Source organism: Yoonia tamlensis, assembly GCF_900115105.1.
GTDB classification, from domain to species: Bacteria; Pseudomonadota; Alphaproteobacteria; order Rhodobacterales; family Rhodobacteraceae; genus Yoonia; species Yoonia tamlensis.
Genome location: NZ_FOYP01000001.1, coordinates 1,214,146 through 1,226,712, shown reverse-complemented (window position 1 = coordinate 1,226,712; position 12,567 = coordinate 1,214,146). Strand labels below are relative to the sequence as shown.

General features: G+C 51.8%; 10 protein-coding genes. 7 read left to right on the top strand and 3 right to left on the bottom strand.

Annotation, left to right across the window (positions count from 1 at the left end; genetic code table 11):
* The first annotated feature begins 17 nt into the window (after positions 1-17).
* Positions 18-1,856 (top strand): hypothetical protein, encoded by a 1,839-nt coding sequence (locus BM320_RS06350; RefSeq protein ID WP_131802299.1) that lies wholly within the window; start codon positions 18-20, stop codon positions 1,854-1,856.
* 631 nt (positions 1,857-2,487) lie between these two features.
* Here the strand turns inward: BM320_RS06350 and BM320_RS06345 are convergent.
* From BM320_RS06345 to BM320_RS06335, 3 genes are all read right to left on the bottom strand, one after another.
* A complete protein-coding gene (locus BM320_RS06345) occupies positions 2,488-4,992 on the bottom strand; it encodes an ATP-binding protein (protein WP_090197819.1) in 2,505 nt (834 codons plus the stop codon).
* A 36-nt stretch (positions 4,993-5,028) separates the two neighbouring features.
* Positions 5,029-5,535: a putative pterin-binding protein gene (locus BM320_RS06340; RefSeq protein ID WP_090200419.1), complete on the bottom strand. Its 507-nt coding sequence runs from the start codon at positions 5,533-5,535 to the stop codon at positions 5,029-5,031.
* Between the two features lie 123 nt (positions 5,536-5,658).
* Positions 5,659-6,546, bottom strand: a complete 888-nt coding sequence (locus tag BM320_RS06335) for a UTP--glucose-1-phosphate uridylyltransferase (protein ID WP_090197817.1) — start codon at positions 6,544-6,546, stop codon at positions 5,659-5,661.
* A 227-nt stretch (positions 6,547-6,773) separates the two neighbouring features.
* Between BM320_RS06335 and BM320_RS06330 the strand changes: the two genes are divergently transcribed.
* The 6 genes from BM320_RS06330 to BM320_RS06305 all read left to right on the top strand — a co-directional run bounded on the left by BM320_RS06330 (position 6,774) and on the right by BM320_RS06305 (position 12,567).
* Positions 6,774-7,388 (top strand): response regulator transcription factor, encoded by a 615-nt coding sequence (locus tag BM320_RS06330; RefSeq protein WP_090197814.1) that lies wholly within the window; start codon positions 6,774-6,776, stop codon positions 7,386-7,388.
* 357 nt (positions 7,389-7,745) lie between these two features.
* Entirely contained in the window at positions 7,746-8,951 is a 1,206-nt protein-coding gene (locus BM320_RS06325; protein WP_090197811.1) for a PP2C family protein-serine/threonine phosphatase, read from the top strand.
* On the top strand, positions 8,929-9,273 hold the full coding sequence (locus tag BM320_RS06320; RefSeq protein ID WP_090197809.1) for an STAS domain-containing protein: 345 nt from the start codon (positions 8,929-8,931) through the stop codon (positions 9,271-9,273). The genes BM320_RS06325 and BM320_RS06320 overlap by 23 nt, the downstream gene beginning before the upstream one ends.
* A complete protein-coding gene (locus BM320_RS06315) occupies positions 9,270-9,689 on the top strand; it encodes an ATP-binding protein (RefSeq protein WP_242650964.1) in 420 nt (139 codons plus the stop codon). The genes BM320_RS06320 and BM320_RS06315 overlap by 4 nt, the downstream gene beginning before the upstream one ends.
* Positions 9,689-11,416, top strand: coding sequence for a DUF3131 domain-containing protein (locus BM320_RS06310; RefSeq protein WP_090197803.1), 1,728 nt, complete (start codon positions 9,689-9,691; stop codon positions 11,414-11,416). The genes BM320_RS06315 and BM320_RS06310 overlap by 1 nt, the downstream gene beginning before the upstream one ends.
* Positions 11,416-12,567, top strand: coding sequence for an acyltransferase (locus BM320_RS06305; protein WP_090197801.1), 1,152 nt, complete (start codon positions 11,416-11,418; stop codon positions 12,565-12,567). Before BM320_RS06310 ends, BM320_RS06305 begins: the two co-directional genes overlap by 1 nt.

Genomic DNA, 12,567 nt, shown 5'->3' with positions numbered 1-12,567 from the left:
CTCACTACCGACGTTTTTTGTCGCCGCAAAAACTTGGACCGGACAGCCATTCGGAACCCGGAATATGTGCGATTTCATCAAGTGACGCGGACGACATCGACCCCTATCTGATTGCCGATAATCATCCGCATGCTTTCTTGACCGCGGCCCCATGGGCTGACGGGTTTCGCGAAGGTCTCTCGATACGTGCGCAATATGCACGGGCGCACTATGCACAAGATCTGGACCGCTACATTGCTCTTGCTACAGAACTTGGCCTTGTTGAAGCTGACGAAATTTCGCAATACCTTGATAATGGTCACTTTATTCCAGGTGGCATTGAATTTTGCATGTGTCCGGTGTCGACCTATGTTGATTATGTTTCCAAAATAGAAACGCTTAACCGCGCCTATCTTTCACGGTATCAACCTGTTCACCGCTCTGACTATCAAGACCGTTTTTTATGCTATTGCAATGAACGTCTTGGCAGTTACTTCTTGATGAAACTGTTGCAGGCGATGCCCGATCAAGGCAACGATTGCGCCGGTTACATGCATCTTGTAACCGCGACAAAGGCAATCACCCCCGGAGACTGGCGTCCGGAACCTGTGACCGCGCATGCGCAGCCTGCGCAAACGGGCCGGACATGCGTTATTCACGTCGCGCTAGCGCACGCGGGCACGGCAGGACTACAGTTTGCATTGCGCAACTATGATGACGGGCAAAGCATATCGGCAGGCAATATGGTCGCGCCCGGTTACCCCTCAAACAAGGAATTGTTGGCTGGTGCGCTTGAACAGCATGAAATTGACGCATGTCTGGATTTTGTTGATCGCCTAGGGCGCAGTGATCTTGATCCGCGCTATCATGCTTGTGCATGGGTGTTAAATGACCTGCGCCGCGACATGGGACAGCACCCGCAACGCGATGACATCCGCGCAAAAGTTTCATCATGGATTTCGGCGCAGGCAACATCACGGGTCATCTTTTCAAGCCCAGAATGGCACTGTGCCCCATTTGCATTGAAACGCCTTTCCGCTTGGCTTGCGACCTTGTTCGACGACATTGAAATCATTGCATATGGCCAGCCATTTGAGGATGATTTTGCCGCAACTCTGGCAGCAGGGCTGACATCGGTCCCGCGCGCGCAGCTGCGGCAGTTTTGGCGCCAGCCGCTTGAACGCATGCCTATCGATAGCAGCAGTGTCGTTGCAACAATTCAAAAATGTTTTGCCGCATCAAAGGTTACTGTTGTGACCTGCCATCCTATGGCACTGATTGGAAATGATATTGTTCACGATTTCTGTGCGCGAACCGGACTGGACGTGCAAAAGCTGGACGCAATGCCCGACAGCACCTGTCTAAGCGCACAAGCAACAGCCGTTCTTGCGGTTTTTGCCGAACATACCAATGACGATCCGGACTCTGACACCGTGCTTGGCAATCGGATGGCCCTGCACAAAGTGCTGGAAAGCTTTGGATCGCACGAATTCCTGCCAAGCAAGACGCTTGTCGCCAGCGCCGCCAAAAAGCACCCGACCTCTCATGCGAGGACGCGCAAAACGGGCCAGCCGACAGTTTCCACCAAGCAAGACATCCTCGACTATGCAGAACAACAAATTGAGCAGCTACGTGTCCATTTGGAAAAACATTGGTCATTGCGGCTGCCGAAGCATCTGAAAACCCACAAAGACCTTGGTCTATATTTGGACAGATTGATGCATTCCGACCTCAAGTCGCAGATTTCTCCGATCTTACCCCAAAATTTTGATCCGGATCGTTACTTGCGGCTTAATAAGGATGTTGCCAAAGCCAACGTTGACCCTGCCGCACATTTTCTAAAGCATGGCTACTACGAGGGGCGCCGCTCAGGCTGACAACGCAAGTTACTGACAGGAATCAAGCTCAAAATTTTCCAAAATCAGCCGAGCCGCCCAATACCCCACGTTTGAGGCAAAAACACAAAATCGCCAAACGCGGGAAGGAATTCGTCCCGTTAATCTATAACATCAAATGGGATGGCGGACAGACAGTCCGCCTACTAAAATCACTATCTAATTGACTTTTAATAACTAAATTTCAATATATGCAATGCATACCATCTATTATACCACACTCTGAGGAATATGTAGCGCGCCCTACAATCCAAAAAGACATGATTGTTCCCGCGCCAAATCTTGGTTGCAAGTTCTGCATGCCTTTGAGCCCGCAGCTTATCAAACCGCGACAGGTCCACTTAGTTTAGGCCGCCATTGGTTCCAAAACCCTGACGATGGACACCAGTATTGTGACCCTTAAGAGCGTCACCACACTTGGCCTAGAAAGCTGGAAACCGTGATTGAAGCAGCGAAAATACCAAACTAGGACTGACGCCTCAGCCAATCTGCAAGCGCGCTCCAAGTTACATTTTTGTGTAAATTAGTGGCTCAATTTTTTTGATTAAAAATCACTTTCTTTTGTTGCCTTAGATACAAAAGAACGAGAGCCATCAAAACGCCACGCATCAAACTAGTTTAAAAACTCTTGCTTTGTTCGGAACCATATGTCCGCAAACTTCATCATACATACATTTATTGCGTCCATGTCACCCATTTTAGCTGCGCTTTCGATTGATTTCAACGCTTCTCGAAGTTGGGTGGCACCGAAAACGGCGGCACTGCCTGCAACTTTGTGAGACCGCGATGCGACCTCCAAAAAGTCCTGCGAAACATCCGAGGAAATCCACAAATGTAGCTCTTCTACCTCTGATACAAAGCGCGACCGCAGCTTCACGAATGTTTCCTCGCCGAGAGCCTCACGGGTCTCGGCGCTATGATTATGATCAACAAGGTTACTATCGTCGAACGCCTCAAGACCATCATCGCAATTCCGCAGGATGGCGTGCAACGCATCACGCGACAGAGGTTTTGCCAGAATTTCATCCATTCCGTCGGTGATGAACTCGCGTTGTTCATTCGCCATGGCATTTGCGGTAAGAGCGACGATCTTAGCACCAGCGGATGGGCCACCTTCACTGCGGATCAAACGCGTCGCGGCCCTGCCATCCATAACAGGCATACTGATGTCCATGAGGATAAGATCGAACGCGTGTTCGCTTGCGGCTTGAACACCTTGACTGCCATCGTGGGCCTCAATCACGGTGTGACCCTCCGCTTGCAACATTTCGCGGGCAACAATACGATTGATCTCATTATCTTCTACTAACAAGATCAATAGCGGGCGAGACGGGACAAAGTTTGCTACCTCCTCGGCTAAACCGGTCGGCGCGCTGGCCGCGGACACAGGCAGAGTAACCCAGAACGTACTGCCTTCGCCGATCACACTTTGCACGCCAATTTTACCCTCCAAAGCCGTGACAAAACGTTTGGCAATGCTAAGGCCAAGGCCAGTCCCGCCAACATCGCGATCATAGGCTGTATTTCCTGTGACAAAGTCGTCGAAAATTCGTTCAGCCAGATCGTCAGCCATGCCAGGACCAGTGTCTTTGATCTTGATCAGCAGCTTTGCATCATTAGGTGTGCCAGTGTTTTCGATCGTGACTGCAACCTTGCCCCGCTTCGTGAACTTTACCGCATTACCAATCAAATTCATCATCACGTGCTGCAGACGGTCGTGATCTGACAGGACCCATTTCATCTCTTCGCCAATCCAGTTCCATGTCAGTGACGTTTCGTTTTTCGATGCGGTGCTGCTTTGATTATCAATAATGTCCTGAAATAATGCAGACAGGTTAACCGGTTCAGATCGGGTACTTAACTTCCCTGCGTCATAGCGTGTGATGTCGAGAACGTCGGAAATATGGCTCATCAACAGGCGGCCCGACGTTTCCATATAACCAACATACCTGTCTTGTTTCGTGTCTAGTTTGGTATCACGGAGTAGGCTCATATTTCCCAAAAGACCATTCAACGGCGTGCGAATTTCATGGCTCATTGTGGATAGGAAGTCTGTCTTCAACTTTTCACCCGCCAACGCTTTGTCGCGCGCAGCAATCAACTCGGCTTCGGCGGCGACACGGGCCGAAATATCACGCAAGAACGCAATGAATATATCGCCCTCGTCGGTGGTCGCTGATTGAATGGACAGTTCAACCGGAAAAATGCTGCCATCATGGTGCTTCGCTTCAAGCTTGAAGCGACCTTTGCCAACTACGCGTTTTTCCCCGTTCAAACGCATGCGCTCCATGCCCGCATCATGGGCGTCGCGGAGATGATTCGGAACAACTACGGCACCGATATCTTTGCCGAGAACGTCTGCTTCTGTTTGGCCAAAAATCGCTTCTGCAGCGGGGCTGAATTCGAGAATTGCGCCGTTTGCATCGCACACGATCACACCGTCCAATGACGTGCTCATGACGGTGGTCATGCGCGTGCTGGTCTGCTTGATCTTGCGTTCACGACGATAGATGCGCGCGTTAAGGCGGTTCAAGTCCAAGATGACCAGCGTCAAAACAGCAATTAGTGCGACAATCGCAAGCGCTAGCTCCGTCATTGTACGCGCGACTTCTTGGCGTTGGGTGTCCGCAGACCGAGCAAAAATATCGAGGCCGGAGATACTCAAGGCACGTACAACGGGCGCAGTTTCAGTCGTTAGCGTAGACAGTTGCGACAGTTGCGCAATCAACTGCGCGTCAGGTGCATCGATGATTGCAACGGCGTCGTCCAGGAATGCAACAAGCCCGTCCAAGTGCTGTGCAGCAGTGGGATCTGCGCGCAGTCCGGCAAAAACACTTGCTTGGCGAACGGTTGTTATTCGGCTGAAAAACACGTCGAATTCTTGGCGCAGCTGCTCAAGGTCAACAGGATCAGTATCGACTTGTCGCTGAAAATTCAAAAACTCAACCTGCGTTTGCACCAACGACCATTGCACGTTGTCTGAACGTGCCGACCCCAATAAACGGATCTCGTGTGAGACATTGTAGGTCAGAAAAGCAATCGCAAAGGCGGCAACGCACCCCGCCAACAAAGCGAAGGTGCGACCACGTATTGCGCGTTCAGGTAGATTTATCGTCACGGGCTGTTCCTTTGGCGTGTTGGGGCTACCTTAGGGTTACTGAACGATTTCCAGTCTGTCGAGTTGCCAGATGCTGCGTGAATAGATCACTTCTGATCGGTAATCAGCGTCACTGTCATAAGGATATATAACCCAAAGTGGTCCTTTGCCGCGCACCGACATTTCTTCACCGTCCATCAAATAGGCGATGATTGGGCCACCTTCGACAGCATCACTGAAAGGAATTTCGACTGTGTAATCGTTGATTGCAGTAGCAAGGAACTGGCCATTTTCGACACCAAGCTCAGCCGCCAGATCGGCAAGCGCAACGCCCGTGAACGTATGCACCCCGTCTGTCCAGATTGTGCTGGTCTCGAATGTGGTGGCAGGCAGTTCCACAAGCGCGTCTCTGTCCAACACCAGAACGTCGCCACCATCGGTTAGAGTTACATCACCAGATATCGTCAGAAGTGGCGTTGCGGTCCCGTCGGCCATCAAAGAGGTGGCGGAAACCCCCAGAGATAAAACGAGGCTGAAGGTTAATTGAGCAAGGCGCGTAAACATAGATATATTCCCATTTTGTTTCCCAATATATGCCATCCATTGACGGATTGCGCATTCGGGCATCGGGGTAACACCCTACCCTTTCGGATAGGTGACCATACCTTTGGGGTAGGATTACGTGCCTTAAGCAACAAGACGGAGTGGTTTTCTACGCTCTTGTAGGAAGGTCGCGTAGTCATCGCACAAATCAGCGCGGTCAAGCGCGAAGGCAGCTGTTGCTTGGACGTAACCTTGCACTGATCCGCAATCGAACCGCTGGCCGTCAAACATGTAACCGTTCACGCCAATCGTTTCGATGTCGGCGTTGATCGCGTCGGTCAATTGCAATTCTCCGCCTGCACCAGGGCGCAAGCTATCGAGACGATCAAAAATCTGACCATCCAGAATGTAACGGCCAATAACTGCCTTAGTCGATGGCGCCAGATCGGCACGCGGCTTTTCCACCATGCCACAGGCTGCCGCGACACGGCCGCTTTCGCTTATGACGTCCAGGACACCGTATTTGCTGGCTTCAGCACGCGGCACGTCCATCGTTGCAACCATGTGCCCACCTAGATCGCGGTGAGCATCGACCATCTGTGCCAGCGCGCCGCGTTCTCCCTTGATAACGTCATCAGGCAGCAGGACGGCAAACGGCTCATTGCCGATCAGCTTTTTGGCTTGGCGAACGGCGTGTCCAAGGCCCAACGGCTGGGCTTGGCGCAAAATAGTTAGTGCGCCTTCCGGCATACGTGTACATTCCAGCGCCGCAAGCGCATCTTTCTTTCCCAACGCTTCAAGTCGTGTTTCTAGGGCCGCGGCCGTATCAAAGTAATCCTCAAGCGCACCCTTTCCTGCGGCAGAAACAAAGATGAACTCCTCGATCCCAGCCTCGCGGGCCTCATCAACCGCATATTGGATCAACGGGCGATCCACGAGTGTGAGCATTTCTTTAGGAATGGATTTTGTTGCCGGAAGAAAACGAGTGCCCATGCCTGCGACAGGAAAAACGGCTTTGCGTATATGTGTCATTTCATTTACTTTCGATGGTTTTTGGTTGAAAGCCTTTTGCTCCAAACAACCCTGCTCGTTCAACATAGCGGACGGACAGAACACGAGCGCAGATGGTGTGGATGCTGCCCAATAGGGCAGCGAACCTACTCGAAAGGATAACAAGACCGCCAAGTCCCCCTATCGCCTACGCCATTCAACGGTCATAGTTGTGCTTTAAGAGGCGTCAACAGCACGAGGGACACGACATGAGAATTTTGATCGCCGACGACCATGACCTTTTGCGCGACACACTGGTTATGTTTCTGGAAAACGAAGGCAGTATGGAAACCCATGCTGTTGGCACCTTTGCCCAAGCGGTTGAACGCATTGAGGCTGATGCGCCTTATGACCTCATTCTTCTCGACTATAATATGCCGGGCATGAATGGCTTGGATGGTCTAAAGGCAGCCATTGCAATGGGCGGCGGACAAAAGGTCGCGTTGATCTCAGGTGAAGCGACCAAGAAAATTGCTGAGGACGCGCTCGAGGCTGGCGCGTCAGGGTTTATTCCAAAATCCCTTCCCGCCAAATCTTTAGTCAACGCGGTGAAATTCATGGCCATGGGGGAACAATACGCTCCCATCGATTTCATGACCGCCGTGGACGACGAAGAAAGCAATCCACTGGCCGAAAGACTGACAGCGCGCGAGCTGCAAGTTTTGAAGGGCTTGACCGAAGGCAAATCCAACAAAGAAATTGCACGTGACCACGATATTTCAGAACAGACCGTTAAACTGCATATGAAAACGCTTTACCGCAAAGTAGGCGCGGCGAACCGCACGCAAGCGGCTTTGATCGCACGCGAAGCAGGCTTGTTTTAATCCTATCCTTTTGGGTAGGTCTGCCTCTCTGATGCGCTAACGACCAAGCCGTACGTCCGAATGAAATGCCAACAGCGCCATGTTACCCCACCTCTCAAGGAGTACATGAATGATTTGGCAATTTGTTTATAGATCGACGGTGATTTATGCGCGAGATGTCCGCACTTTGATCCGTGCGATAAATCAACCCAAAATTGAGCGATTGGCCGCAAAACTTCCCAAGAAATTCATATAAATTGCGACCCCAGTGGAAATCAAAGCCTATCAGGCCATCTTTGCGTCAGATTTAGCGTCTAATTGGGGTAAAGGAGCTCGCCCCAAAGCGGGGGGAATAAAATGCAACTCTAAGAGTAATTCATGATAGTGGACCGCCTCAAAATCATCGTGGCAGAAGACAGCGAATTGCAGCGCTTGGTTCTTTGCAGTCTGATCAATGGCTTGGGATTTGAGGCGGTTGAGGCCGAAGACGGCGTCGAGGCTCTAAACCTTGTCATGGAAACTGGCGCTCAGATCGTGATCAGTGACATTGAGATGCCGAATCTTGATGGCATCAACCTCACGCGCAAAATCCGCGAGCTGGAACTGGACCACTATATTCACGTTGTCCTCGTCACAGGGGCAGATGAGAACGAAATCCGGGATGAGGCGCTTGAAGCCGGTGCTGACGACTTCATAACCAAGGGTAGCAGCACAGCGATGCTTAAGGCACGCATTCGTACGGCGACACGACTGATTTCACACGCGGCCGAATTGGCAGAGCGAAGCCGCATCCTGAAAGAAATCAACGAACATATTCAGGAAGACTTGCGTGCGGCGGCTACAGCACAACGCCAATTGCTGCCTGACTTGCAAGAAGACATCATGGGCTTTCGCATTGCGTCCGCTTTTGTCCCTTCCGCCATCGTGTCTGGTGATATGTTCGGCTGTTTTCCAATCAGCGATACCAAGCTTGGTTTTTATGCAGTCGATGTGTCTGGCCACGGTGTGCATGCATCTTTGCTTTCTGTGGCGATCGGCCATTTGATTACTCCAGCCTATTTTCGCACCCAAACCATGTTGAACGACCTCGCTCCCGATCCCGCCGCGTTGGTAACAAGCCTCAATGATCGCTTCAGTCCGTCAGACAATGACGATTATTTTACAATGTTTTGCGGCATCGTCGATACGGCGACAGGGCGCTTGGATTATTGTCAGGCAGGCTATCCGTCGCCCTATTATGTAGACCTGACAGGCGCGACAGAGCCTGTTGGAGATGGCGGCTTTCCAGTCGGCATGATCCCGAGCGCAACATACGAAAACAAAATCCATCACTTGGACGCTGGCGGTGCGTTGATCATCTGTTCGGATGCGGCTTGCGAAGCAGAGAACCCAAGTCACGAACTCTTTGGTAACGATCGTGTGCGCATGGTCGCCGCAACAACACCATTTGCGGGCGTGCAAGACATTCCAACACACATAGTCGACGCATTGAACATGTGGCGTGACGGCAAACCCCTCGAAGATGACCTGACGGTTGTCGCGATCGAAAGGAAGAATTCTCATGATACACACAGCCAAGCATGATTCCGACATCACAGTCATACGTCCCGGAGTTGATCGCCTGACGGCTGTTAATGCCAAGGCATTCAAGGACGAGGTAACCGCGTTGATCAACGACGGAGCGTCGCAACTGATCGTTGACTTTCAAGACGTTACGTTTCTTGATTCATCCGGCCTTGGTGCGCTTGTTGGCGTCCTCAAAAAGATCGGCCATCGCGGTGATCTGGCTGTAGCAGGCCTTACTACCGATGTGGCGCAGATGTTCAAAATCTGCCGCATGGACCGCGTGTTCACTACTTATGCGAACGTCGATGCAGCCCTTCAAAAGATGGCAGAGAACCAGTGACTTCGAAATCCTTCCATATGCAAAATGATCTGGGCGACGTCGATCGTATGGTTGTGTCGTTGAAGACGGCTGTGGAAGGTGTCCTTGATGACGCCACGATGTTCAAGTTTGAGATTTGCGCATCTGAGGCGCTGAGTAACATCGTAAAGCACGCCGCATCAGCTGACAAAAGCGATCCTATCCTCGTCCAATTGTCCGAAACCAAATCCAGCCTGAACATCGCAATCTTTGATCCGGCTGGGGCTACGCCTTTTGATCTACGCGATCATGCGCGCGACTTGGACACTGTTGATCCATTGGCCGAAAGCGGCCGTGGTATGGGCCTTATTATGCAATGCGCGGACGCTGTGACCTACGGATCACAAGACGGCCGCATCGGCCTTATTCTTACATTTACAAAATCAGGGGATTTCTGATGACCCGTTTAAAAGCAACCAACTGGCTTTTGGCAGGCGCGACTACACTTTTCGCGATGACTTCGGCAGCTATCTTAAATGCTCAAGACGCCGATTCTGGCCCGTCGGCCGTCACGATTGATGGCATTTCAGTGGACGGCGAAAACTACCGCAGTGTCACGATCACTTCTGACTCGCCGTTGTCATTCCAGTTCTCAAAATCAACATCAACACAAGATTGTATCCGTGGTAATCAGACCCAATCCAGCGCACATATTGGCCGCAACGGCCCCCTTACGCCGCGCGAAATGGACATGGCACGCACTGCGTGGTCCTATTTTGAAACAAGCTTTCAGCCTGAAACCGGATTGGTGAATGCTGTAGGGTCGTTTCCGTCTACAACCCTTTGGGACACGGCATCGTACATCAGCGCGATGGTCGCCGCCTACGAACTTTGTGTGATCGACAAACGTGAATTCGACAGCCGCGCGACGCAACTAATCAACACCCTGCGCAATCTACCTTTGTATCGCGGTGAGGCGCCAAACAAGGTATACAATACGGCCACGGGCGAGATGGTTAATTACGCCAATGAGGCCGGTGAAATCGGTATGTCCGCAAACGATATTGGTCGCCTGTTGGTCTGGCTACAAATCCTAAAGGAACGACACCCGCACTTGGCGAATGGAGTTGACAATGTGCCAATGCGCTGGAATTTTTGCAACCTAGTGAGTGACGATGGCCGCATGTTCGGCTCTTTCACACAAAGTGACGGTGAGACCCGCTACGTCCAAGAAGGCCGGCTTGGCTATGAAGAATACGCTGCCAAAGGCTTCGCGCTCTGGGGCTTTGATGTTGAACGTGCGATGTCCCCTGAACCGCTTGATTACGCCCTGATCTATGACATTCGTGTACCCTACGATGGACGTGACCCCCGCGTGTTCAAGAACCAAAACTATGTGCTGACCGAGGGTTATCTCCTTGAAGGGCTAGAGCTTGGCTGGGACCTTCCGTCCGACCACAGCAATGACGATTTGGTTGCCTCCGATGGTTGGCGCGCAGAATTCGCGAACCGGATTTACCTCGTTCAACAGCGCCGCTTTGAACAAACGGGCATCGTAACTGCGCGGTCTGAGCATCAGGTAGATGGCCGTCCGTACTTTGTCTATGACAGCATTTTTGCGGATGGCTATGCGTGGAACACACTTGATCCGACAGGTGAATACCAGCCTGATCGCGCGGCCGTGTCCGCCAAGGCCGCACTTGGTCTATGGGCCTTATGGGAAACTGATTACACCGACCTTTTGTTTGAAACCGTCGCGGACCTGTCCGACCCTGATCGCGGGTTCTTTGAAGGCCTGTATGAAAACGGCAACGGCTATATTCCGCTGCAAACCGCTAACAACAACGGCATCATTTTAGCCGCGCTGTTGTATAAGGTTCAGGGCCCGATCTTGCAGCATCAGAACACCAACACCCAAGTTTGGGACACCGCGTTTCAGGGCACTGATATCCGCGCCAACAAATGCCACCCCAACCGCTTGGTCGAGGAAATCCCATGTTGTGCCTGCGCGAACGCCAACCAGATCCCGCCCGTCATTCCGGTGGAAGAATTCCTATTTTGCCGTCCTGTCGTTGGTGGCAGCGACGTCGGCGCAACCGAATGCAGCACGACCGAACATAACCTGACCCCGCCACAAGTGCGTCAGGTTCTTCCGTCCATCTGCCCAATTCCGGCGTCTGACTAATGGCTGGGCCTTCAAAACCAAGGCTGGTCTGGTTTGACGCGAACCGCGTGTTCGCAGCGATTGGCGTGGTCTTGATCCACTCGTCCACGGATTTTGGCGGTCAAGCGTTTCCAGACGCCACATCCAGCGAACGTTTGATTCCCGTATTCTTGCGCTCTCTCGGGGAATTCTCAGGCTCTGAGATGTTTTTCATGTTTTCGCTGTTCTTGATGGCGATGCGCGTGGACAAAAAAATGCCGACCTACGGCAGCGCAATTGCAACACAGGCCGAGCGGTTGCTTGTGCCATTTGTGTTCTGGGCTGTGTTTTATGCGTTCTTCCGATTGCTGAAAGCGAATGCATTTAACTATACGCCCTATATCTGGGACCAGTTGGGCCAAGTCCAAAGTTGGACGGGTTATCTGATCCTGGGGAAATCCCAGTACCACATGCACTTTCTGCCCACGTTGTTTGCATTGTTCCTGTTCTATCCTATAATGCGCAGCGCCACACGGTTTCCCATTTTGGGCCTGTCTGTCGTCATCACTATCGGTGTGATGAACAATGTCCAAGGATTTCTATGGGGCTTGGACATGGACCATGTGCTGCGTGACTACTTGATCCGTGCGCTCAAGATATTCGGGTATGTCGGATACGGCATGGCAGCATTTGCCATCTACGGACTTTGGAACGACGGTGTGCCACGCGGTGAATCCCGACTGATCCGGCGTTGCGGGTTTTACTTTGCCGTACTCGCCTACATCGCCACCTTGCCTTTCTATAATATCGCGTTTGAAACAGGTTCATGGGGCATCCGCGCAGGCTGGGATTTCTATGGTCACTTCCTGATGCCAGTCTTTGTGTTCTTCATCTTTATTGGCGGGCAGTATTTGCAGTGGTCTAATCGGTGGAGCCAGTTGGCCAAGTATACCTTCGGTGTCTACCTCGTGCATCCGTTGGTAATTGATCTGTTCGACATCGCGATCTTTACATCGGGCGCATCACAGTTGATGGCCCCATGGTTGATTGTTCTGTCGCGGTTTGCAGTCGCTTTGCCTTTATCATTCGCCCTTGTTCTTGGGTTGTCCAAACTTAAACCGCTAGCATGGACAATTGGTCTTGGCGCAACACCTTGGGACATCATCCGCGCCCGCAAAGCAGCTGGGGCATAA